General features: G+C 31.5%; 18 protein-coding genes and 1 CRISPR repeat array. Of the genes, 13 read left to right on the forward strand and 5 right to left on the reverse strand.

What is annotated here, in order from left to right:
• Window positions 1-55: 55 nt before the first annotated feature.
• A complete protein-coding gene (locus Q0870_RS07300) occupies window positions 56-1,612 on the reverse strand; it encodes an FMN-binding glutamate synthase family protein (protein WP_298553858.1) in 1,557 nt (518 codons plus the stop codon).
• 138 nt (window positions 1,613-1,750) lie between these two features.
• On the opposite strand from Q0870_RS07300, the gene Q0870_RS07305 reads away from it, so the two are divergent.
• The 6 genes from Q0870_RS07305 to cas2 all read left to right on the forward strand — a co-directional run bounded on the left by Q0870_RS07305 (window position 1,751) and on the right by cas2 (window position 12,342).
• Window positions 1,751-4,096: a UvrD-helicase domain-containing protein gene (locus Q0870_RS07305; RefSeq protein ID WP_298553860.1), complete on the forward strand. Its 2,346-nt coding sequence runs from the start codon at window positions 1,751-1,753 to the stop codon at window positions 4,094-4,096.
• Window positions 4,096-4,716, forward strand: a complete 621-nt coding sequence (locus tag Q0870_RS07310; RefSeq protein WP_298553863.1) for an L-threonylcarbamoyladenylate synthase — start codon at window positions 4,096-4,098, stop codon at window positions 4,714-4,716. The genes Q0870_RS07305 and Q0870_RS07310 overlap by 1 nt, the downstream gene beginning before the upstream one ends.
• Before the next feature lie 107 nt (window positions 4,717-4,823).
• A complete protein-coding gene (locus tag Q0870_RS07315) occupies window positions 4,824-6,218 on the forward strand; it encodes a DUF819 family protein (protein ID WP_298553865.1) in 1,395 nt (464 codons plus the stop codon).
• A gap of 278 nt (window positions 6,219-6,496) precedes the next feature.
• A complete protein-coding gene (gene cas9, locus Q0870_RS07320) occupies window positions 6,497-11,101 on the forward strand; it encodes a type II CRISPR RNA-guided endonuclease Cas9 (RefSeq protein ID WP_298553867.1) in 4,605 nt (1,534 codons plus the stop codon).
• Window positions 11,102-11,103: 2 nt separating this feature from the next.
• Window positions 11,104-11,994, forward strand: coding sequence for a type II CRISPR-associated endonuclease Cas1 (gene cas1 / locus Q0870_RS07325; RefSeq protein ID WP_298553869.1), 891 nt, complete (start codon window positions 11,104-11,106; stop codon window positions 11,992-11,994).
• Between the two features lie 6 nt (window positions 11,995-12,000).
• Window positions 12,001-12,342: a CRISPR-associated endonuclease Cas2 gene (cas2, locus tag Q0870_RS07330; RefSeq protein WP_298553872.1), complete on the forward strand. Its 342-nt coding sequence runs from the start codon at window positions 12,001-12,003 to the stop codon at window positions 12,340-12,342.
• Between the two features lie 117 nt (window positions 12,343-12,459).
• A CRISPR array of direct repeats spans window positions 12,460-13,645; the repeat unit is 46 nt; unit sequence CTTGTGAATCCTCACGTAAAAATACAATTTGAAATCAATTCACAAC.
• Window positions 13,646-14,009: 364 nt separating this feature from the next.
• On the opposite strand, the gene Q0870_RS07335 is transcribed toward cas2, so the two are convergent.
• From Q0870_RS07335 to Q0870_RS07345, 3 genes are all read right to left on the reverse strand, one after another.
• Entirely contained in the window at window positions 14,010-14,867 is an 858-nt protein-coding gene (locus Q0870_RS07335; protein WP_298553874.1) for an OmpA family protein, read from the reverse strand.
• 93 nt (window positions 14,868-14,960) lie between these two features.
• Window positions 14,961-15,950, reverse strand: a complete 990-nt coding sequence (locus Q0870_RS07340) for a glycosyltransferase family 2 protein (RefSeq protein WP_298553876.1) — start codon at window positions 15,948-15,950, stop codon at window positions 14,961-14,963.
• Window positions 15,947-16,393 carry a type I restriction enzyme HsdR N-terminal domain-containing protein gene (locus Q0870_RS07345; protein WP_298553878.1) on the reverse strand — a complete coding sequence of 149 codons (447 nt, stop codon included), beginning with the start codon at window positions 16,391-16,393 and terminating at the stop codon, window positions 15,947-15,949. Before Q0870_RS07345 ends, Q0870_RS07340 begins: the two co-directional genes overlap by 4 nt.
• Window positions 16,394-16,454: 61 nt before the next feature.
• On the opposite strand from Q0870_RS07345, the gene holA reads away from it, so the two are divergent.
• A complete protein-coding gene (holA, locus tag Q0870_RS07350) occupies window positions 16,455-17,459 on the forward strand; it encodes a DNA polymerase III subunit delta (RefSeq protein ID WP_298553881.1) in 1,005 nt (334 codons plus the stop codon).
• 3 nt (window positions 17,460-17,462) lie between these two features.
• Here holA and Q0870_RS07355 read toward each other — a convergent pair whose 3' ends face one another.
• The gene (locus tag Q0870_RS07355) at window positions 17,463-18,956 is read right to left on the reverse strand and encodes a YfcC family protein (RefSeq protein WP_298553884.1); all 1,494 of its coding nucleotides are present in this window, start codon (window positions 18,954-18,956) and stop codon (window positions 17,463-17,465) included.
• A gap of 63 nt (window positions 18,957-19,019) precedes the next feature.
• On the opposite strand from Q0870_RS07355, the gene ung reads away from it, so the two are divergent.
• From ung to Q0870_RS07385, 6 genes are all read left to right on the forward strand, one after another.
• The gene (gene ung / locus Q0870_RS07360) at window positions 19,020-19,685 is read left to right on the forward strand and encodes a uracil-DNA glycosylase (RefSeq protein WP_298553887.1); all 666 of its coding nucleotides are present in this window, start codon (window positions 19,020-19,022) and stop codon (window positions 19,683-19,685) included.
• Window positions 19,686-20,396: 711 nt separating this feature from the next.
• A complete protein-coding gene (locus tag Q0870_RS07365; RefSeq protein WP_298553890.1) occupies window positions 20,397-21,236 on the forward strand; it encodes a 1,4-dihydroxy-2-naphthoyl-CoA synthase in 840 nt (279 codons plus the stop codon).
• Window positions 21,224-22,144, forward strand: coding sequence for a 1,4-dihydroxy-2-naphthoate octaprenyltransferase (gene menA, locus Q0870_RS07370; RefSeq protein WP_298553893.1), 921 nt, complete (start codon window positions 21,224-21,226; stop codon window positions 22,142-22,144). The genes Q0870_RS07365 and menA overlap by 13 nt, the downstream gene beginning before the upstream one ends.
• 36 nt (window positions 22,145-22,180) lie before the next feature.
• Window positions 22,181-22,858, forward strand: coding sequence for a metal-dependent hydrolase (locus Q0870_RS07375; RefSeq protein ID WP_298553896.1), 678 nt, complete (start codon window positions 22,181-22,183; stop codon window positions 22,856-22,858).
• A gap of 18 nt (window positions 22,859-22,876) precedes the next feature.
• A complete protein-coding gene (locus tag Q0870_RS07380; RefSeq protein WP_298553898.1) occupies window positions 22,877-23,569 on the forward strand; it encodes a DUF2490 domain-containing protein in 693 nt (230 codons plus the stop codon).
• Between the two features lie 17 nt (window positions 23,570-23,586).
• Entirely contained in the window at window positions 23,587-24,621 is a 1,035-nt protein-coding gene (locus Q0870_RS07385) for an o-succinylbenzoate synthase (protein ID WP_298553901.1), read from the forward strand.

Here is a 24,621-nt window from a genome sequence, read left to right on the forward strand (position 1 = left end):
TGGGTTACGCCCAAAAAAAATGATTTGAGTAAGTCTGTAAGTTGAGGCTGAAAACTTATTCTGCCCCGCCTAAATGCATACACTCTTTTAAATGCTGCATGCTCTTAAAAGGCACTGGTGTTTTTTCGTACATGTATGTTCTGTTTAGCTCTTTAGAAAGGTTGTGGTCATCAACATTTATTTCAATATCACTCATTTTGAATTCGCACGGATGCTCATAACCAGCTGCATGTGTAATTTCAATAAATTCTTTTCTAAAGGTTTTAAAATATTGCGCTAAACGCTCAGATTTTAAAGTAGGGTCTATGCCATTTTGTAGCCATTTACTCTGTGTGGCAATACCTGTAGGGCACTTGTTGTTATGGCATACTTGTGCTTGAATGCAACCGATACTCATCATGGCTTCTCTGGCTACATTAACACAATCTGCGCCCATAGCAAAGGCCATAGCTGCTTTTGCAGGGAAACCCAATTTTCCACTTGCTACAAATACAATACGTTCTGATAACCCTTTGTTTTTAAATAGTTTATATAAATCGCTAAAACCATAAACCCAAGGTAAGGAGACATGGTCTGCGAAACTAGGAGGTGCAGCACCTGTACCGCCTTCGCCACCATCAACGGTTATGAAATCTGGACCTTTTCCTGTTTTTTTCATAATGTCTGCTAATTCTTCCCATTGTTCTAGCTTGCCAATTGCGGCTTTTATACCAACAGGTAAACCTGTGGCTTCGGCAATTTTTTCAATAAAATCGAGCATTTCTGGCACATTGGAAAATGCCTTGTGCGTAGGAGGTGATAATACATCTTTACCAATTTCAACACCTCTAATACCTGCTATTTCTTTGGTGATTTTGGCTCCTGGCAAAACACCGCCTTTGCCTGGTTTTGCACCTTGTGATAATTTTACTTCTATAGCACGAATAAATGGATTTTTATTTACTAGCTCTACCATTTTTTCCATGGAGAATCCGCCATCCTCAGCACGAACGCCAAAATATCCCGTTCCGAAATGAAATACTACATCGCCACCATAGCTATGGTAGGGAGATAAACCGCCTTCGCCAGTATTATGATATGCACCAGCAATTTTTACACCTTTGTTTAATGATTCTATTGCTTTGGCTGAAAGTGAGCCAAAACTCATTGCAGATACATTTATTACTGAAGCTGGTCGAAAAGGTCTTTTACGTTTATTGAATTCACCCATTACTTTGGCACACGGTAAAAATGTTTTATCTATTTTATTAGGATGACTTTCGGGTAGTTTATAAGGCATCATTGCATTGTTTATAAAAATATGCTGATGGGCATGAATATCTCTATCGGTCCCGAAACCTTCGTAATTGTTTTGTTTTTTTGCAGAGGCGTAAATCCAACCTCGTTCAATACGGTTAAAAGGTAATTCTTCTCTATTGTTAGCTACAAAATATTGACGCATTTCTGGACCAATGCTTTCTAGCCAATAACGCAAATGACCAACAATGGGGAAGTTGTGGCTAATAGTGTGTGCTTTTTGAAAGAAGATATCGCGTATAGCAATTATTGCTAATACAATTAAAATCCAGCCCCACCACGCTATGTTTGAAAAAAAGTCTAATATTATATCCATCTTAAATTTTTATAAAGTTTAAATATATTCAAAATTCATGAATACAGTTATATCTTTTAATTGTTTATAATTATTAATAATTCAGAGGCAGAAAAAGCATAACATTGGTTATTTTCACGTAATAAAATTGATGATGATTTGGAAAAGTATTTAAGCCAGTTAAACGAAGCGCAATTAGAGCCTACAATTCAAGTTGATGGCCCTATGATTGTTATTGCTGGTGCAGGTTCTGGTAAAACACGTGTGCTTACATTTCGTATAGCTTACATGATGAGTAAAGGTATTGACCCTTTTAATATCTTATCGCTTACGTTTACAAATAAAGCAGCTCGTGAAATGAAAGAGCGTATTGCTAGTATTGTTGGCGCTAGTGAAGCTAAGAATTTATGGATGGGAACATTCCACTCTGTATTTGCTAAAATATTGAGAATTGAAGCCGATAGATTAGGGTACCCAAGTAATTTTACCATTTATGACACTCAGGATTCAGACAGATTGATTGCTTCAATCATTAAAGAAATGAATCTTGATAAGGATATTTATAAGTACAAGCAAGTGCGTTCAAGAATATCATCTTACAAGAATAGCTTGATAACGGTGCGTGCATATTTTCAAAACCCAGAACTTAAGGAAGCTGATGCTATGGCACGACGCCCTAGAATGGGAGAGATTTATAAGGAATATGTTGAGCGTTGTTTTAAAGCAGGCGCTATGGATTTTGATGATTTGTTATTGAAAACCAATGAGTTACTGACGCGTTTCCCTGAGGTTTTGGCTAAATACCAAAATCGTTTTAAATATATTTTGGTTGATGAGTATCAGGATACAAATCACTCACAATATTTAATTGTTAGAGCTTTGTCTGATAAGTTTCAGAATATATGTGTTGTTGGAGATGATGCGCAAAGTATCTATGCATTCCGTGGCGCAAATATTAATAATATTTTGAATTTTCAGAAAGATTATGATGATGTAAAAGTATTTCGATTGGAGCAAAATTATCGTTCCACAAAAAACATTGTAAATGCTGCAAATTCAATTATTGATAAGAACCAGACGAAGCTTGATAAAATAGTTTGGACTGCTAATGATGAAGGCGGAAAAATAATAGTAAATAGGTCGTTAACAGATGGTGATGAAGGGCGTTATGTAGCTAGTACCATTTGGGAAAACAAAATGAACGACCAGCTAATGAATAGTGATTTTGCTATTCTGTACAGAACCAATGCACAATCGCGTTCTATTGAAGATGCTTTGCGAAAGCGTGATATTCCATATAGAATTTATGGTGGTTTGTCGTTTTATCAACGTAAGGAAATTAAAGATGTCTTGTCGTATTTACGTTTGATTATAAATCCTGCTGATGAGGAAGCTTTAAAGCGTATCATTAATTTTCCACCACGAGGTATTGGGCAAACTACAGTTGATAAATTGATAGTGTCTGCAAATGGTTATGGACGTACCATTTTTGAGGTTATGAAAAACATTGATAAAACTGATGTTAAGATTAACTCTGGAACTAGAACGAAACTTCAAAATTTTGTAACGCTGGTTGAAAGTTTTCAAGTATTAAATCAAACAGCCGATGTTTTTGAATTAGCAGAACACGTTACCAGAACTACAGGTTTGATAAAAGAATTCAATAAAGATGGCACGCCAGAGGGAGTTGCTAAAATGGAAAATATTGAAGAGCTTTTAAATGGTATGAAAGACTTTGTTGAAGGTCAAAAAGAAATAGCTGATACTACTGGTAATTTGGCTGAATTTTTAGAAGATGTGGCTTTGTCAACCGATTTGGATGCAGATAAAGGTGATGCAGACCACGTTGCGCTAATGACTATACATTTAGCTAAAGGCCTTGAGTTTCCTACTGTGTTTGTAGTTGGGCTTGAAGAGGATTTATTTCCAAGTGCCATGAGTATGAATACGCGTAGTGAGCTAGAGGAGGAGCGACGCTTATTTTATGTTGCCTTAACACGTGCCGAGAAACAAGCTTATTTAACGTATGCATTATCGCGTTACCGCTGGGGGAAATTAGTAGATTCTGAACCTAGTCGTTTTATTGAAGAAATAGACGAACAGTATTTAGATATAGTAACACCAATTGAAGAACGCCGTTTTAACCCTATGCTTGATGCCAATATTTTTGGTGATGTTGAGCCTAATAAAATAAGATATAAACCAGCTAAAAAACCTGTATTTAAAAAAGGCAAAACTGCAAGTAAAGAATCAGAAAAATTTCAAGTTACTACACCTAAAAACTTAAAACCTGTTGCTAATACCAATGGAAGTACTAATGGTAATACCAATTTATTCGATAGTAAATTGGCTGTTGGTAATATTGTGAAACACATTCGTTTTGGAACTGGAGAAGTTAAGAAAATTGAGGGAACTGGAGCAGACACCAAGGCTGAAATCAATTTTCAACATGGTGGTGTGAAAAAATTATTGCTACGTTTTGCAAAATTAGAAGTTATAGGATAATGGCCGAATTTATTAAAATATATGAAGAAAACCCTAACCCCAGAGAAATCAACAAAGTTGTTGATGTGTTAAAGCGAGGGGGTTTAATTATTTACCCGACTGATACGGTTTATGGGTTGGGCTGTGATATTACTAACTTAAAAGCTTTAGAAAAAGTAGCTAGAATTAAAGAGGTTAAACTAGAGAAAGCTAATTTTTCTTTTATCTGTCATGATTTAAGTAATTTAAGTGATTACGTAAAACAAATAGATACTTCGGTTTTTAAAATATTAAAGCGTGCGCTTCCTGGGCCTTATACTTTTATTCTTCCTGGTTCAAAATCGTTGCCAAATCCTTTTAAAAAAAGAAAAACCGTTGGTATTCGTGTGCCTAATAATAGCATTGCTTTGGAGGTTGTAAAAGCTCTTGGGAATCCTATTATATCTACATCCATTCATGACGAAGATGAGGTTTTAGAGTACACTACAGACCCAGAATTAATTCTTGAAAAATGGGATAATTTGGTTGATTTGGTAATTGACGGTGGTTATGGCGATAACGAACCTTCTACAGTAATTGATTTATCTGATGGTGAACCTATAGTTGTTAGAGAAGGGAAAGGCAGTTTGGAGATATTTTAATCGAATAGAATTCCTTGAGACTCTGTCTTGGTGTTTCTATCGAAATTGTTATTCCCGTGAAAACGGGAATCTAAAATTAGAAATTAGATTTTGAAACAGTATAGTGTATGAACATATCTGAAATTAACAGTGATATTCCTTTATTTGCTAATGACACTATAATTTTCGGTGTATTATGCATCACGTTAGCACTCATATTTTACACATCCAGTTTACCTCGATTTTCAAAATTTTATAGAATTATTCCAGCGCTTTTATTATGCTATTTCATCCCATCGGTATTGAGTTCTGTGGGTTTAATTGCAGATAAATGGGTGGATATTTCTGCAACTATAAAACATTTGCAATCCGTTTATGGGAATTTAGATGGTGTAACAAACCTAAATACGTTAAAGGACTATGTTGCTGTAAATAACATAGACGCATCAGCATATTCACAGTTTATAGGCGGTAGTAAATTATACTATGTGTCTTCTCGGTTTTTATTGCCGGCCTCATTGGTGCTTTTAACCATGAGCATCGATTTAAAAGGCGTTTTTAAATTAGGTTCAAAAGCCCTAATCATGTTTTTAACGGCTACCGTTGGTGTTATGATTGGAGGGCCTTTGGCTATTGTGTTTTTTAATTACGTAGCACCAGAAATATTAATTGAGGTGGAAGGCACCGAGTTATGGAAAGGTTTGTCAACCGTTGCAGGAAGTTGGATAGGAGGTGGCGCAAATCAATTAGCCATGAAAGAGCAATGGGAAGTTAGCGATAGCTTGTTTAGTATTATGGCCGTTGTAGATGTTTTGGTTGCCGAAGTTTGGATGGCTTTTTTATTACTGGGCGTTGCTAAATCAGATAAAATAGATAAATATTTTAAAGCAGATAACTCATCCATTACCAAGTTAAAAAATAAGATGGAGCAATTTAGTTTAGAAACCGCAAGAGTACCATCCTTTAACGATTTAATAATCCTTTTAGGTATTGGTTTCGGTGTTACATCTATTGGGCATTTAGTAGGAGACAACTTAAGCGTTTGGATAAAAGAAAATGCCCCTTTACTGGTTGATTTCGGACTAGGAAGCTCCTTTTTCTGGTTAATCATTACCGCTACAACAGTTGGTATTATCCTGTCGTTTACCAAAATAAAGAGTTACGAAGGGGCAGGAGCAAGTAAAATTGGTACTGTTTTTATTTACATTTTAGTAGCTTCCATAGGTATGAAAATGAATTTAAATGCTATTGTAGATAATATAAGTTTGTTTGCCATTGGCTTTGTTTGGATGATTATTCATGTAGGCCTATTGTTTATAGTCGCTAAAATTATTAAAGCACCATATTTCTTTTTGGCAGTAGGCTCTAAAGCTAATATTGGCGGTGCTGCTTCTGCGCCTGTGGTTGCTGGTGCTTTTCATCCGTCGTTGGCGCCTGTTGGTGTGTTGCTAGCCGTTTTAGGCTATGCTTTAGGCACGTATGCGGCATTTGCATGTGCTTTAATGATGAAGTGGGTGAGTTGATTAATAAAGATTTTTCTTCGTAAATACAAGAAATAACTTATATTTTAATATATTTAAAATTCTCTTTCAAGAATTTTTAGCAAATAATTTATTGTAAAAAAAAGCGATTCGTAAGAACCGCTTTGAATGTTTTCACAACGGAATAATCCTTATTGTGAATTGATTTCAAATTGTACTGCAATATAACAAACTATTTTTAATTGAAATAACGGGTTTCAGTAAAAGGAATATTTAAGAAAGTAGCAATTTTAGAGAATTGAATAAAAATTAAATTTTATATGAAGAAAATATTAGGACTGGATTTAGGAACAAATTCAATTGGTTGGGCTTTAATATCTCAAGATTTTAAAAACAAAAAAGGAGAAATAAATGGATTAGGGAGCAGAATAATCCCTATGTCTCAAGAAATATTAGGGAAATTTGATTCTGGTCAATCTCATTCACAAACGGCTGAAAGAACTGGCTATAGAGGTGTTAGAAGATTAATTCAAAGAAATTTACTGCGGCGAGAGCGATTACATCGTGTTTTAAATATTTTGGGCTTTTTACCAGAACATTATGGTAATGCTATAGATTTTGATAAACATTTTGGTCAATTTAAAAATGACAAAGAAGTAAAATTAAATTACAGAAAAAATAGTTCCAGAAAACACGAGTTCATTTTCATGGATTCATTTCAAGAAATGGTAAATGAGTTTAAAAAAAATGAACAAGACACTAAAATACCGTTGGATTGGACTCTGTATTATTTACGTAAAAAGGCACTTGCCAAAAAAATTAGTAAGCAAGAATTGGCTTGGGTACTTTTAAATTTCAATCAAAAGAGAGGTTATTATCAATTAAGAGGTATGGAAGATACTGATAGTGATAAAGAAAAAAATAAAACTTTCGAAACTCTATTTGTATCTGAAATAAAAAATTCTGGCGAGATAATCAAAAAAACGGGGGATGTATTGTATGATGTTTATTTTGATAATGGTTGGAAATATGAAAAGCAAATTACAAAACCTGAAAATTGGCTTCATAAAACAAAAGAGTTTATAGTTACCACTTCTTTACTTAAAAATGGAGACATAAAAAGAAGTTATAAAATTGTTGATTCTGAAAAAGATTGGATTGCGATAAAAAAGAAAACAGAACAAGATATAAAGGAGAGTTCTAAAACAGTAGGAGAATATATTTATGAAACATTGTTGTCTAACCCAAATCAAAAAATACGTGGTAAGCTTGTTAAAACTATTGAAAGGCAATTTTATAAAGACGAGTTGCAGAAAATTTTAAAGACTCAAATAACGTTTCATCCAGAGCTAGAAGACAGAAAACTATATCAAGCCTGTGTAAATGAATTATACCCTAGAAATGAAGCGCATCAAAATAACATAAAAGATAAAAATTTTGAATACTTGTTTTTAGACGATATTATTTTTTATCAACGCCCTTTAAAAAGTAAAAAGTCAACTATTGCAAATTGCACTTATGAATCAAGAGTTTTTTTTAAAGACGGTATAAAACAACCCCCACAACCTATAAAATGTATTTCTAAATCACATCCTTTATTTCAAGAGTTTAGATTGTGGCAATTTTTAAGAAATTTAAAAATTTATCAAAAAGAAAATAACGAAAGTGGAAAACTGGATGAAGATGTTACTACTACTTTTTTTGAAGATGAAATAGATTGGGTAAATCTATTTGAGTTTTTAAATACAAAAAAAGAAGTAGAGCAGAATCATATTATTGAATATTTGGTAGGTCTAAAAAAGATTAATAAAAAAGACAAGATAAATTACAGATGGAATTATGTTGAAGATAAAAAATATCCTGCTAACGAAACCAAAGCATCATTTTTATCACGATTAAAAAAAGTAAAAAACCTTGATGTTAATGAATTCTTAACTAAAGAAGTAGAGTTTTCTTTATGGCAAATTATTTATTCTGTGAAGGACAAAGAACAATATAAAACAGCTTTAAAAACATTTGCTGTAAAAAATAATCTTGATGAAACTTCACTTGTTGAAAACTTTATAAAATACCCGCCTTTTAAAAATGAATATGGAGCTTATTCAGAAAAAGCAATTAAAAAAATATTGACTTTAATGCGAATGGGTAAGTATTGGCAAGAAAGTGAAATTTCTCTGAATGTTAGAAATAGAATTAGAAAAATACAAGACCGACTAGAAAGTATAAATTATGATAAAGAAGTTTTTGAAAAAGATAAAAAAGACAGGTTAAAAACTATTGTTGATGATGAAATCCCGAAACAATTTATAAAAAGTTTTCTTTCGTTTAAAGATAAAAATCCATTAAAGGGTTTAAATACATATCAAGCTTGTTATGCTGTTTACGAAAGACATTCTGAAGTTGGAATTGTTAAAAATTGGAACTATCCAAGTGATATAAGCACTTATTTAAATGAGTTTAAACAACATAGTTTACGAAATCCAATAGTTGAGCAGGTAGTAACTGAAACTTTGCGTGTTGTTAGAGATATTTGGCAACAGTATGGTAATGGAGAAAAAGATTTTTTTAATGAAATACATGTAGAACTTGGTAGAGAAATGAAAAATTCTAATGACAAGCGTAAAAAAATGTCAGCAAGAAATACAGAAAATGAAAATACTAATACTAGAATAAAATCACTTTTAGAAGAACTGAAATCAGAATCTAATGATGACATAAGGCCATATTCTCCAAGTCATCAAGAAATTTTAAAAATTTATGAAGAAGGTGTTTCTCAAAATCCAGAAGTTAGCTATCAAAAGTTAGCGGAAGATGATATTATTAAAATCAGAAAAAATAGTTCACCATCAAAATCCGAAATTATTAAGTATAAATTATGGTTAGAGCAAGGTTACATTTCTCCCTACACAAAAGAAATTATTCCATTGAGTAAATTGTTTTCAATAGATTATCAAATTGAACATATTATTCCGCAATCGCGATACTTTGATAATTCTTTATCAAATAAAATAATTTGTGAAAGTGAAGTAAACCAACTTAAAGATAATCGTACCGCTTATGAATTTTTAAAAGACGAAAAAGGAAGAATAGTTACTTTGAGTAATGGTAATTCTGTAAAACTATTGAGTATTGAACATTATGAAGACCATTGTACCCAATACTTTAAAAAGAATAGAACTAAACTTAAAAATCTATTATCAGAAGATATACCTGAAGGCTTTATCAACCGTCAACTAAACGATAGCAGATATATTAGTAAACTTATAAAAAGTTTGTTGAGTAATATTGTTCGTAATGACGGTGAGAAAGAAGCAACAACAAAACGATTAATTCCTGTTACAGGTTCAATTACCTCAAAATTAAAACACGATTGGGGTTTAAATGATAAATGGAATGAATTAGTTGCACCAAGATTTAAACGACTTAATGAATTAACCAATACCCAAGACTTTGGGTATTGGGATGAGAAAATAAATGCATTTAGAACACAGGTTCCTGATGCAATTTCCAGAGGATTTAATAAAAAAAGAATTGACCATCGACATCATGCCTTAGATGCATTAGTTGTTGCTTGTTGTACCCAAAAACACACACAATATTTAAATGCATTACATGCTGAAAAAGAAAATTTTGGGCTTCGTGATAGTTTGTTAGTTAAAAATGGACAAGGACATTACACAAAACATTTTCAAATACCTTGGTCCAATTTCACTAAAGAAGCTAAAGAACATTTAGAAAGGACGATTATAAGTTTTAAGCAGAATTTAAGAGTTATTAATAAAACTAATAATAAAACTTGGCAATGGATACCTCAAGAAAACGGCACTTTTAAAAAGGAATTGGTTAAACAAATAAAAGGCAATAATTGGGCTATTAGAAAACCAATGCACAAAGAAACCGTATCAGGTTCCGTTAAAATTAAAAAGAAAAAGAAAGGAGAAAGTAATCTTTTAAGCTATTTAGATAAGCCAGAACTCATAGTAGATAAAGGTATTAGAGGAAAAGTAAAAAGTTTATCTATTGTTTTTGATGGGGATTTAAAACGTATTAAAAAACACTTGAAAGAAACTCCATTATTAGTTGACGAAGAAGAAGTAACTAAGGTTAAGGTTTTTGAATGGACAACAAGTGCAACAGCAACTAGGGTAGCATTATCAGAAAAATTCACTAGAAAACAATTGGAATCTATAACAGATAGCGGTATAAAGTTTATTCTGGAAAATCATTTAAAGAATTACATAGATGATAAGAATGTAGAAAGATTTGATTTAGCATTTAATACTGATGGAATAGAAGCATTGAATAAAAATATCCAAATATTGAATAATGGTAAAAATCACAATCCTATTTATAAAGTACGTTTGTATGAAGAAGGAAGTAAATTTAGTATAGGGCAAACAGGAGTTAAAAGCAAAAAGTTTGTTGAAGCGGCAAAAGGTACAAATTTATTTTTTGCAATTTATTATGATGAAAGTAAACAAAAAAGAGTTTTTGAAACTGTACCTTTAAATGAAGTTATAGAGCATCAAAAACAAACAGCGAAATTCCCTAAAGATGAACGCTTGCCAATTCAACCTAATCATACAAAAGGAAACTTTTTATTTTCACTTTCTCCTAATGATTTAGTTTATGTGCCAACCGATGAAGAGTTAAAAAACACTGCTTCGATAGATTTTAATAATTTGTCTAAGCAACAAATAGCAAGGATATATAAAATGGTAAGTTCAACTGGCGGTGAATGTCATTTTATTAATAATCACATTGCTAAACTTATCAAGACTTATGATTCTAAAAGTAAAATAGGAGAGTTTGGTAGTTTAAATAAATCTGAATTATCAATTGATGGGTTAAGAATAAAAGAAATATGTTTAAAGCTGAAATCGGATAGATTAGGAAATATAAAAAGTGAGAATAATTTTATATAAAGATGATTAAAAAAACCATTTATATCGGTAATGCATCCTATTTAAAATTAAAGCAAAACCAAATGCTAGTTGAAGATGCTGAAACTAAAACACTAAAGGGGAGTGTGCCAATTGAAGATGTGGCGTTATTGGTTTTAGATCATTTTCAAATAACCATTAGCAATCAATTATTAATTCGTTTACAAGGAAATAATGTAGCCGTTGTTAATTGTGACACGCACCATTTGCCATTAGGATTAATGTTGCCATTATATGGGCATACGGAATATTCTGAAAGAATTAAATACCAATTACAAGCTTCAGAACCTTTAAAAAAGCAATTATGGAAGCAAACCGTTGAACAAAAAATAAAGAATCAACAATTACTTTTAGAATTGAATAATAAAGCAAGTGAGCCTATGATGGCTTATGGTTTAGAAGTTAAAAGTGGTGATACTACAAATCGAGAAGGGATGGCTGCTCAATTTTACTGGAAACATTTGTTTGACGATTTTTCGAGAGCTCGATTTGGAGAAGAACCTAATAATCTATTGAATTTTGGATATGCCATTTTAAGAAGTATAGTTGCAAGAGCATTGGTTAGTAGTGGTTTGTTACCTGTTTTAGGAATTTATCATCGAAACAAATACAATCCCTATTGTTTAGCAGATGATATTATGGAGCCATACAGACCTTTTATTGATAAGTTAGTTTTTAATTATGTTTCTATGCATGGTGTTCAAGAGGAATTAACAAAAGAGGTAAAGGCACATATATTGACTATAGCAACTCAGGATGTAAAAATAGACGGTGCTGTTAGACCATTATTAATAGCGGTTACAACCACTACTTCAAGTCTTTATAAATGTTACACAGGAGAACTAAGACAAATAAAATATCCTGTATTAGATTGATTAATTATGTTAACCGAAACGCGTTATAATGCTTATAGAATTATGTGGGTACTTGTGTTTTTTGATTTACCAACGGAAACTAAAAGAGAGCGAAGTATAGCTAATAAATTCCGAAAAAAATTAATCGATGACGGGTTTACGATGTTTCAGTTTTCAATCTATTTACGACATTGTCCAAGTAGAGAAAATGCAAAAGTTCATACCAAACGTGTTAAACGAAGTCTCCCTAAATATGGTAAAATTTGTATATTAGAAATAACCGATAAACAGTTTGGAAACATGGAATTATTTCATGGTATTAAAGAAGTAGATATGCCACAGCCAACACAGCAATTACAATTGTTTTAAGTTTATTAGAAATAGAAAATCAACTAATTCTGTTATTCTAAATTGAATTTGGTAATATTTTTTTATTTTAAAAAGGAATCCCGATGTATTGATTTTACTCAACAAATCGGGATTGACCTTGTGAATCCTCACGTAAAAATACAATTTGAAATCAATTCACAACATGAGTTAGAGCATTATGGTAATACCAACGCTTGTGAATCCTCACGTAAAAATACAATTTGAAATCAATTCACAACCGGCTAACCTACGAGCAACAGTAATTCCTGCTTGTGAATCCTCACGTAAAAATACAATTTGAAATCAATTCACAACAGGACTTCTTCTACCTGTTTATGTAAAGGTCTTGTGAATCCTCACGTAAAAATACAATTTGAAATCAATTCACAACTAAAATTATTAATATAAATTTTACAAGCATCTTGTGAATCCTCACGTAAAAATACAATTTGAAATCAATTCACAACACGGCAGCGTTTTGTTTGAAAACATTGAAGCTTGTGAATCCTCACGTAAAAATACAATTTGAAATCAATTCACAACGTTGCTTAGAATTTATATCCCAAACAATATCTTGTGAATCCTCACGTAAAAATACAATTTGAAATCAATTCACAACGGGTTGAGCGTGATAATTGGGTTATAGTTACTTGTGAATCCTCACGTAAAAATACAATTTGAAATCAATTCACAACGTAGATGGAGTTAGTGCGCCTTATGTAGTTCTTGTGAATCCTCACGTAAAAATACAATTTGAAATCAATTCACAACCATAAGCGGCGATAATTCTGCTGGCGGCGGCTTGTGAATCCTCACGTAAAAATACAATTTGAAATCAATTCACAACGAATTTTATTTATGGAAAAATGGGAACTATCTTGTGAATCCTCACGTAAAAATACAATTTGAAATCAATTCACAACATGACTCTAGCGGATGTGGTTGTGAAAAAGCTTGTGAATCCTCACGTAAAAATACAATTTGAAATCAATTCACAACCCAAAAACGCACTTAATATCAAATGGCATACTTGTGAATCCTCACGTAAAAATACAATTTGAAATCAATTCACAACAGGTTTCGTTATGGGCTAAAAGTTGTGCTTCTTGTGAATCCTCACGTAAAAATACAATTTGAAATCAATTCACAATGGCTTTTAACCTTATTACCCTCACATGAAGCTTGTGAATCCTCACGTAAAAATACAATTTGAAATCAATTCACAACAAAACCTTCAAATAATATCGAATCATTCTTCTTGTGAATCCTCACGTAAAAATACAATTTGAAATCAATTCAGAACTGGCAGTTAAGCTTAATTTTATTATTTAGCTTGTGAATCCTAATGTTTTATATCTGCCGTTAAATAAATTTAGCCAATTTTTATGATAAATTTAAATAATACACTAAAATGATATAACAAATTTGTAAAGAAGTTGCTAAGCCCGCGTTAAGGATTGCAGAGGAAATCCTTTTTAAAATTACCAGAACTGAATTAGCTTTTAAACAAATGATGAACAGATTACCACGTCGCTCACTCCTCGCAATGATGTTTTAAAAAGATTGTAACGGAAAGCCTGACCCTTTTTCAGGGTAACGCCCAAAGTATTAAAAACAAAAAAGCCCAACTTAAAAGTTGAGCTTTTTAAATATGTATTGAAGTGGTATTAGTTACCGGCTTCTAGATTTTTCATTTCTTTTTCAATCATGTCGTAAAACTGATCGATTTTTGGTAAGATAACAACACGCGTACGTCTGTTTTTTGCTCTGTTTGCAGCGGTATCATTATCTGCTAAAGGCACATAAGAACTACGTCCTGCGGCAATTAATTGTCCTGGATTAACATCGAGAGTTTGAAGCACTCTAATAATAGATGTTGAACGTTTTACACTTAAATCCCAGTTATCAATTAGCACACCTTTGCTGTATGATTGACTGTCTGTATGACCTTCTATCATAGCTTCGAAATCTGGTTTGCTATTTATTACTTTAGCTACTTTTGCTAATACATCTTTAGCTTTTGATGTTACGTTGTAACTACCACTTTGAAATAATAATTTATCAGCAATAGATATAAATACCACACCTTTTTCAACATTTACTTCAATATCAGGGTCATTTATGCCAACCTCACGCTTTAAGCTTGTTACTAATGCTAAAGTAACGCTGTCTTTTCTAGTGATTGCATCTTGTAAACGTGTTATTTTTAAATCTCTTTCTTTTAGAGTTTCTAAAGATTTTTCAAGATTAGTTGCACCTTTTGTTGTTAATTCTGTTAAATCCTGAGAACTTTTAATAAGGGCATTGTTGTTCTTTTTTAAATCTTCTAACTGATCTTTCATAGCCTCAACACGTGCTGTTGCAGAAGCTCTGTCTTCTAAACACGCGTTTAACTTTACAGTTGCAGAATTAAGTAAGTCTTGAGTTTCTTTTTGTTTTGCTTCAAGATCTGTGAACAATTTTTTTGATACACATGAACTTAGTAAAAGCATTGCAGATACACTAAGTAATAAAATTTTTTTCATGATTATTATTAAGGATTAATATTCTAAATATTGACACAAAAATATGCAAAAATCAGTCTGTTTTAACATTTTAACAAAACTTTTACTAACGAGTTATAAACTTTTGTAGTCGGTTTTTTTATTTACGAAATAATCGAACACTATGGATGTTCTGGAGTAGTATTTTGTTTTGGTTTTTATTGATTTTCTTTGAGTTAAGATATGATTTAGATGGTAGTAATAACTAAAATGTGCTTTAAGGATTGCATAAGTGTGTTTGGGTTTTAATTCAATTAAGAATTTTATTCCAGCAATACCATCTAAGATGAGGCGCATAAATATTTTTCCAAGAATAGAACCGTTAGCGTTTTTAGTTAATGTTATAAGACTATTTCTAAAATTTAAGAAGGTTTTTTTTGGGTTGGTATTTTTAAGTGTAGCTCCGCCGACATGATAAACCTCTGCTTCACCAACATATTTTATTAAATAGCCTAAGTTTTTTGCACGCCAACATAGATCTATTTCTTCCATGTGTGCAAAAAAGTGCTCATCAAAACCTTTTAATTTTTTAAACACATTACTTTTGATAAATAGACATGCTCCTGACGCCCAAAATATTTCGGTTGTATCATTATATTGTCCTTGGTCTTTTTCAAGAGTATCAAAAATTCTTCCTCTGCAATATGGGTACCCATATTTATCTATAAACCCACCGCCAGCTCCTGCATATTCAAAATAGTCTTTTTTGTTGTAATCTAATATTTTTGGTTGAATAATGGCTGTGTTTTCTTCCTTTGAGAATGTGTTAATAATTGGGGTTAGCCAGTTTGAAGTAACTTCAATATCACTATTTAATAAGCAGAAAACATCAGCTTCTACCATTTTTAAAGCATCGTTATAACCTTTGGCATAGCCTTCATTTCCTTTGTTTTGAATAATTTTGATAGCAGGGTACGTAGTTTTTATAAATGAAATAGAATCATCTGTTGAGGCATTGTCTGCAACATAAATATCTGCACCTTTTGAATATTTAATTACTGATGGTAAAAATTGCTCTAAAAGCTTTTTTCCGTTCCAGTTTAATATGACAACTGCTAATCTCATTTTTTATATTCTGGGATTTCTTTTAAAAATTGATAGCACTCATTTTCAAAATCCATTTGACAATAATAATGATTTAATCCATTGGTTACCATTAAGAAAGTGGCATTTAACTCTAAATTATATCGTGCTATCTGATCGAAGGTCTTTTGATTAACATTTATTTTTGGTGCTTTGCATTCTACTATAAGGTGAATGCTGCCATCTGGATTATATACTACAATGTCATAGCGCTTTTTTAATGTGTTTATAATTATTTCTTTCTCAACATTAATTAAAGATTTAGGATACCCTTTTTCTTGTATTAAAAACTGAATACAATGCTGACGTACCCATTCTTCAGGTTGTAAAATGATAAATTTTTTGCGTACTGGATCAAAAATAGAAACTTTATTTTCGCTATTTTTGAATCTGAATTTATATGTGTGGAAATTTAAATTTTGCACCTCACAAATTTATCATTATAATGTCACTTCAAGTGATTTTCATAGAAATTTTTATTACGATTTGGACGAAGTCAAACAATTAGTTACTGACATAAAAAACAAAAAACTAAAACCTATTTATTTTTTAATGGGTGAGGAGGCTTATTATATTGATAAAATCTCAGACTATATTGAAGCTACAGTTTTAGCTGAAGAAGAGCGTGGTTTTAACCAAATGGTATTGTATGGTAGAGATGTAACAGTTGATGATATTGTAGGGAATGCAAAGCGTTACCCAATGATGGCAGAATATCAAGTGGTTATTGTAAAAGAAGCTCAAGACTTATCGCGCTCTATTGAAAAACTAGCTAAATATGCTGAAAACCCACAACCTACAACGGTTCTTGTGGTTAATTATAAATACAAAAAGATTGATAAGCGTAAGGCTTTATATAAAACACTCAAGAAAACAGGTGTGGTTTATGAAAGTAAAAAGCTTTATGAAAATCAAGTTGCCGATTGGATACGTCGTGTGTTATCTCCCAAAAAATATACTATTTCGCCTAAGGCGGCTCAAATGCTTGTTGAGTTTTTAGGAACAGATTTGAGTAAAATCAATAATGAGTTAGAAAAGCTTCAAATTATTTTACCAGAAGGCACTCAAATTTCTCCAGATCATATTGAAGAAAATATAGGAATAAGTAAGGATTATAATAATTTTGAATTGCGTAAGGCTATTGGAGAACGAAATACACTCAAAGCATATAAAATAGTTAATTATTTTGCTGATAACCCTAAAGATAACCCCATGGTGGTTACGGTATCATTGCTATTTGGTTTTTTCTCTCAACTACTTCATTTTCATGGATTAAAAGATAAGTCACCAAGAAGTGTAGCGTCTGCATTACGGGTGAATCCTTATTTTGTTAACGATTATATTACAGCAGCTAAAAACTTCCCCATGCGAAAAGTGAGTGCTGTTGTTTCAACCTTAAGAGAGTTTGATGTAAAAAGTAAGGGCGTTGGTTCTAACGCTGTGCCTCAAGGGGATTTGCTTAGAGAATTAATGGTTAAAATATTGTCTTAATTTTTATATATAAACCGAGATAGTTAATACTAGCATTGTAAATAATAATAGGATAATAACAAGTGGCATCACAAATTTCAACCATTTATTGAATCCAACTTTTACTATAGCTAGAGTGGCTAAAATTAATCCTGTAGGGTTTATAAATGCAAATAAGCCCATCCCGTATTGATAAGCGTTTACAATCATTTCTCGCCCTATACCAACACCATCAGCTAAGGGAGACATTATTGGCATGGTTAATACCGCCATACCAGAAGATGAAGGTATAAAGAAGGATAACCCACCATAAATGTATAACATAGTATTTATAAATATGCCTTTATTCATACCATTAGTTGTATTGCTTGCATAATATAAAAGGGTATCGCTAATTTGTCCATCATTCATTAAAATAGTTACGCCTCTAGCTATTCCTATAATTATGGCAACGCCTAATAAATCTCCAGCACCTTTTACAAAAACATCTACAAAAGCGTGTTCTTTTATTTTACCTATAATGCCTATGGCTATGGCACCAATTAGAAACACAACAGTCATTTCTATAAGCCACCATTCTAATTGAGAAACGCCATAAATCATAATTATAAAGCACAAAATAAATACAATAAGTATAAGGCGTAAACGGAAAGTTAGTTTTAATGTAGAATTTGTAGTGCTACCAAAATGTTTTTCTATAGCTTCTTTTTGATCATATATAATAGATTTTGTAGGGTCTTTTTTTACACGTTGAGCATACCTAATAATATATAAGATGCAAATTAGAGTTCCTAAACCTAGCATAATAAATCTTCCTATAATTCCAGTTGTCCAATTTATTCCAGCTGCGTCAGATGCTATAATGGAGCTAAAAGGGTTTGTTGTTGAACACATTGTGCCTATCGACGAGCCTATATAAATACATGCTAATGGTGCCATGGCATCGTATTTCGCTGCTAAAAATATGGGTATAAGAATAGGATAGAAAGCTATGGTTTCTTCAGCTAAGCCAAATGTTGTACCTCCAATTGCAATTAAAGTAGTAACTAATATAATGAGTATGTACTCATATCCTTTTAATGTTTTGGCTAGCCATGAAATACCTGCATCAAAAGCATTTGTATAATTAATAATACCAATTAAACCTCCTATAATTAAAACAAGAAAAATAATATCTGCGCCTTCTATTATGCCCTTAATGGGAGATTTTATAAAAGCAATAACACCTTGTGGTTTTGCTTCAACTTTCTTATAAGTATTAGGTATGCTAATGGGCTTCCAAATATCTCCATTAGTAAATTTATCTATAGGGATTTTAATTTCAAGAAGATTTAAAGTTTCTTGTGATGCAGTAAGTATAGTGGTTTTGTTTAAGCTTGTTTTCGTAAAAGTGTTTTCAGCTTTGTTATAAGCTAAAGAATCGTATTTTCCTGAAGGAACAAACCAAGTTAAAATGGCTACTAATCCAGCAATTAGTATTAAAATGGTTTGGGCGGTTGGAAATTTTAATGTTTTCAATGCGGTAAATTTTTATTTAGACGAAAGATAATGTTATTTTAGTTTTAATAAATTTAGTTAAAAATGAACATTGATATTCATCAAAGTTGGAAACCTTATTTGGAAGAAGAATTTAAGAAGCTATACTTTTTAGATCTTTTGTGTTTTATTAAGTCTGAATATAGAAATAAGACTTGTTTTCCTCCCGAAAATCAAATTTTTAATGCGTTTAACTATTGTCCTTTTGAAGATTTAAAAGTGGTTATAATTGGTCAAGATCCTTACCACGGATCTGGTCAAGCTAATGGTTTATGTTTTTCTGTTAATGATGGCTTGAGTTATCCACCTTCACTTAAAAATATTTTTAAAGAAATTGAGTCCGATATAGGGGTGTCCTATCCAGAAAGTGGAAACTTAATACGATGGGCTAAACAAGGTGTTTTATTGTTGAATGCAACTTTAACTGTAAGAGCGCATGAGGCTGGCAGTCACCAAAAAAAGGGATGGGAGGTTTTTACAGATTCAATAATTAAAATGATTAGTAATGAAAAAGAGAATATTGTGTTTTTGCTTTGGGGAGGGTATGCAAAGAAGAAGATAAAATTAATTGACGGTAGCAAACATAAAATATTAACGGCTGGTCACCCATCTCCACTAAGTGCTAATAGAGGCTATTGGTTTGGGAATAATAATTTTTTAGATGCAAATAAATACTTAAAAGATAAAGAGTTAGGTATAATAGAGTGGTAGAATAATTCTATTAACTATTTTTATTTCTTACATAAACATGTAAAAGTAAAAAAAGTCCCAAAAAAATGGAAGCAAATAGAAAAACAGAGTATATTATAGGTAACATGGTTTAGCGTCTTTAAATTGTAATTTTTAGACACTAAAAAATATATTTAGTCACAATTTTAATAAGGATAAATAAGTTTAACTTCCAGTAGGAGCAAGTATTTGCTGAGAAGTTGGTATAGATATACGTGTATTTAAAATAACTGGTTTTCTATCAACTTTCTTTGGTTTAATTGTTTTGTTACAACTAAACTTGAGTAATAATAAATTTAAAGCTACTAGTCCGGAAATAATTAGAGTAATTGTTAATAACATAGGCGTTTTGGGTTAAATACTCGGCAAAATACTTTTTTTTTCGATTAAATGCAATTTTTTATCAATAAAATGTTAATATATGAAGTATTATAAGTCAAAATTAACAAATAAATAGCTACAAACAATACGTACTTATGCTTATTTTTACGGTTTTGTTATTTGCTTAATTTAATATGTAAATATTTGTTGTCTTATTAATTATTAATATGTTCTTTTAAGTAAAATGTAATTTTATATAAAAGGCATTGATAAATTATAATTTGCATTATTTCAATGATGTAAAAAAGTTTTTTTAAATGAAATCGCTCATTTAATGAAATAAATTTATTTTTGGATAAAATAAAAATAAACATGAATAAACCGGATTGGGTAGTTGTCAAAAAGTATCAAGATATCACTTATAAAAAGTGTAATGGCGTTGCTAGAATAGCATTTAATAGACCGGATGTACGAAATGCTTTTAGGCCAAAAACAACAAGTGAATTATATGATGCTTTCTATGATGCAAATGAAGATGTAAATATAGGAGTAGTATTGTTATCTGCTGAAGGCCCATCTACAAAAGATGGTGTTTATTCGTTTTGTAGTGGTGGTGATCAAAAAGCAAGAGGGAAACAAGGTTATGTAGGTGAAGATGGTTACCATCGTTTAAATATATTGGAGGTACAACGTTTAATTCGTTTTATGCCAAAAGCTGTGATAGCTGTAGTTCCTGGCTGGGCTGTTGGTGGCGGACATAGTTTGCATGTGGTTTGCGATTTAACCCTTGCTAGTAAAGAGCATGCTATTTTTAAACAAACAGACGCCGATGTTACAAGTTTTGACGGTGGCTATGGTTCAGCTTATTTAGCAAAAATGGTAGGTCAAAAGAAAGCAAGAGAGATATTCTTTTTAGGAAGAAATTATTCTGCACAAGAAGCCTATGATATGGGAATGGTTAATGCAGTAATTCCTCATAATGATTTAGAAGGTACGGCTTATAGTTGGGCTCAAGAAATATTAGCAAAATCTCCAACATCTATTAAAATGCTTAAATTTGCTATGAATTTAACTGATGATGGTATGGTAGGGCAACAAGTTTTTGCAGGAGAAGCAACACGTTTAGCATATATGACTGATGAAGCAAAAGAAGGCAGAAATGCTTTTTTAGAGAAGCGTAAGCCTAATTTTGATAAAAAATGGATTCCATAATGCAGAATATTTCCACTTGGGTTTCCGCCATGCGTTTAAGAACACTACCCTTATCAATTGCAGGTATTATTATAGCTGGATGTTTAGCACATTATAATGGCGTATTTAGATGGGATATTTTTATTCTTGCGATACTTACAACCCTTAGTTTTCAAATTCTTTCAAATCTTGCAAATGATTATGGAGATGGTGTTAAGGGAACAGATAATGAAGAGCGTATTGGACCAGTAAGAGCCATACAATCTGGCGAGATTTCTCCAGAAGAACTAATAAATGCTATTAAGTTAAATATAATTATTTCAATAGTTTTTGCTTTTGCTCTTATATTTTGTGCCTTTGGTGTAAAACATTTTTTTCTTACTCTTTTCTTCTTTTTGCTAGCAATTGGTTCTATAGTTGCAGCAATTCGTTACACTATGGGTTATAATGCTTATGGGTATAAAGGTTTAGGAGATATTTTTGTATTTACTTTTTTTGGTTTAGCAAGCGTTATTGGCTGTTATGTTTTATTTGCAAAACAGATAGATCATGTTACTTTTTTACCTGCCTTTACCATTGGATTATTAAGTACAGCAGTATTAAATCTTAATAATATGCGTGATAGATTGACCGACGAAAAATCAAATAAAATCACTTTAGCAGTTAAATTAGGAGAAAATAAAGTTAAGTTATATCATAATTTTCTGATTTTTGGAGCAATTATACTTTCCGGATTATTTGGGATACTATATTATACTTCACCTTATAATTTAATTTTTATGATTGCGTATGTTCCTTTATTACTACATTTAAAAAGAATAAATAACAACCAAGACCCTAAGTTACTTGATTCAGAACTTAAAAAATTAGCATTAACAACTGTGCTGTTAGCTGTATTAATGGGAATAGGTCATTTACTGCCATTTTAGTATATTTAATACAACAAAAATTTAAATTTATTTAAAATGAAAATCACATTTTACGGTCATGCCTGTTTAGGAATTCAAATTGAAGACACATATATTTTAGTAGATCCTTTTATTACAGGTAACCCTAAGGTTTCAAATATTGATATTAGTACTCTAAAGGCAGATTATATTTTAGTTACACATGCTCATCAAGACCATATTCTAGATGTAGAAGCTATTGCAAAGCGAACCGATGCAGTAATAATTTCTAATTATGAAATTGTAACACACTATGGAAAATTAGGTTTAGAGGGGCACCCAATGAATCATGGTGGAACTTGGGATTTTGAGTTTGGTACCGTTAAATATGTAAATGCCATTCATAGCTCTTCATTTCCTGATGGAAGTTATGGCGGACAACCAGGAGGTTTTGTGATTGAAGGCGAGCATAAAAATATTTACATTGCTGGTGATACGGCTTTAACATATGACATGAAGTTAATTCCACTTCAAACAAAATTAGATTTAGCCATTTTACCTATTGGCGATAATTTTACAATGGGTATTGATGATGCAATTTTAGCAAGTGATTTAGTTGAATGTGATAAAGTACTTGGTTGTCATTTTGATACATTCGGTTATATCGAAATAGATCATGAAGTCGCAAAGCGAAAATTCTTCGAAAAAGATAAAGATTTGATGCTACTGAGAATTGGTGATTTCATAGAATTGTAAATTAAAACACTTATTTTTATGAGAAAACTTTTTTTTGTTCTAATTGTATTTTTGATTTCTAATACTACACATGCTCAACAGGTAGAGCAATCCAAAACAGGTGCGTGGTACATGTATTTTTTTAAACATCAATTTAAAAATAGTCAATTTGGTATTCAAGGAGATATACAATATAGAAACTGGAACCTTGGTGGTGATTTAGAGCAGCTTTTACTTCGTTCTGGTATAACCTATAAGCCTAAAAATACTAATGTATTATTAACATTAGGTTACGGAAATATAACTACAGGAAAGTTTGGAAATAGTAATGATACTAGTCTTGAAAGTAGAATTTATCAAGAAGCACTTATTCCTCAAAAGCTAGCAAAAAGACTGTATTTAACGCATAGGTTTAGGTATGAACAACGTTTTGTAGAGAATCAAGATTTTAGAACCAGATACCGTTATAATCTTTTCCTTAATATACCTTTAAATAGTACTGAGCTAATTAAAAACTCTTATTATTTGGCTTTTTATAATGAGCTTTTTATTAATGGTCAGACTGATATTGGAGACAATAGAATGGTTGAGTTATTTGATAGAAATAGAACTTACCTAGGTTTAGGCTATGTTTTAAAGCCTACAATGAAATTTCAATTAGGTTGGATGAATCAAAAAACTGTAAGTTGGGGAAAGGGGCAAATACAATTAAGCTTTCATCACAGTTTTTAAGCCTTTAAACAAATTCAATGAAAGCTACTTATCACAAGCATATATTAAACTTCAAACAAGCTAGTGGAACTTCTCGTGGTATTTTAAAAACCAAAGAAACTTGGTTCATTATAATAGAATCTGATAATAAACGAGGTATTGGTGAATGTGGACTATTTAGAGGTTTGTCTATAGATGACAGACCTGATTACGAGGATCAGTTAAAATGGGTTTGTAGCAATATTGATTTAGGCTTAGACGTTTTACTGCAAGAATTAATCGAATTTCCAAGTATTCAATTTGGAATAGAAACCGCTTTTAAATCCTTAGAAAATAATAATTTATTTGAATTGTTTCCTTCCAAATTTACTCAGAGACAAGATTCAATAGCTATAAATGGCTTGATTTGGATGGGAAGTGAAGCTTTTATGAAGCAACAAATTACTGATAAAATAGAAGCTGGCTTCAGTTGTATTAAAATGAAAATTGGGGCTATTGATTTTAAGACGGAAATCAATCTCATAAAAACTATTAGAAATCAATTTTCTTCAAAAGATATTGAGTTACGTGTTGATGCTAACGGTGCATTTATAGTATCAAATGCATTAGAGAAATTAAAAATACTATCAGATTTAGATTTACATTCTATAGAACAACCCATTAAGCAAGGACAAATAGAAGATATGGCTTCGCTTTGTGAAAAAACCCCATTACCAATTGCTTTGGATGAGGAATTAATAGGTGTTTTTTCTGTAACAAAGAAGCAGGAATTGCTACAAATGATAAATCCGCAGTACATCATTTTAAAGCCAAGTTTAGTTGGTGGGTTTACAGGAAGTAACGACTGGATTAGATTAGCTGAAAAACAAAATATAGGCTGGTGGGTAACAAGTGCTTTAGAGAGTAATATTGGTTTAAATGCCATAGCTCAATACACCTATATAAAGCATAGTGTATTACCTCAAGGTTTAGGAACAGGCAGTTTGTTTACTAATAATTTTGAAAGCCCATTACAAGTAAAAAAAGGTACATTGCAATACAATAATTTAGTAAAATGGAAATTTAATTTATAA

Origin of the sequence: uncultured Algibacter sp. (genome assembly GCF_947487575.1) — a bacterium.
Classification (GTDB): Bacteria; Bacteroidota; Bacteroidia; order Flavobacteriales; family Flavobacteriaceae; genus Algibacter_B.

Excerpts from the sequence above, each read along its gene's own strand:
- cas2 (WP_298553872.1), top strand. The coding sequence starts at position 12,001 with ATGTTAACCGAAACGCGTTATAATGCTTATAGAATTATGTGGGTACTT.
- Q0870_RS07365 (WP_298553890.1), top strand. The coding sequence starts at position 20,397 with ATGAATAAACCGGATTGGGTAGTTGTCAAAAAGTATCAAGATATCACT.
- Q0870_RS07315 (WP_298553865.1), top strand. The coding sequence starts at position 4,824 with ATGAACATATCTGAAATTAACAGTGATATTCCTTTATTTGCTAATGAC.
- Q0870_RS07375 (WP_298553896.1), top strand. The coding sequence starts at position 22,181 with ATGAAAATCACATTTTACGGTCATGCCTGTTTAGGAATTCAAATTGAA.
- Q0870_RS07300 (WP_298553858.1), bottom strand. The coding sequence starts at position 1,612 with ATGGATATAATATTAGACTTTTTTTCAAACATAGCGTGGTGGGGCTGG.
- menA (WP_298553893.1), top strand. The coding sequence starts at position 21,224 with ATGGATTCCATAATGCAGAATATTTCCACTTGGGTTTCCGCCATGCGT.
- Q0870_RS07310 (WP_298553863.1), top strand. The coding sequence starts at position 4,096 with ATGGCCGAATTTATTAAAATATATGAAGAAAACCCTAACCCCAGAGAA.
- cas1 (WP_298553869.1), top strand. The coding sequence starts at position 11,104 with ATGATTAAAAAAACCATTTATATCGGTAATGCATCCTATTTAAAATTA.
- Q0870_RS07335 (WP_298553874.1), bottom strand. The coding sequence starts at position 14,867 with ATGAAAAAAATTTTATTACTTAGTGTATCTGCAATGCTTTTACTAAGT.
- Q0870_RS07340 (WP_298553876.1), bottom strand. The coding sequence starts at position 15,950 with ATGAGATTAGCAGTTGTCATATTAAACTGGAACGGAAAAAAGCTTTTA.
- cas9 (WP_298553867.1), top strand. The coding sequence starts at position 6,497 with ATGAAGAAAATATTAGGACTGGATTTAGGAACAAATTCAATTGGTTGG.
- ung (WP_298553887.1), top strand. The coding sequence starts at position 19,020 with ATGAACATTGATATTCATCAAAGTTGGAAACCTTATTTGGAAGAAGAA.
- Q0870_RS07380 (WP_298553898.1), top strand. The coding sequence starts at position 22,877 with ATGAGAAAACTTTTTTTTGTTCTAATTGTATTTTTGATTTCTAATACT.
- Q0870_RS07385 (WP_298553901.1), top strand. The coding sequence starts at position 23,587 with ATGAAAGCTACTTATCACAAGCATATATTAAACTTCAAACAAGCTAGT.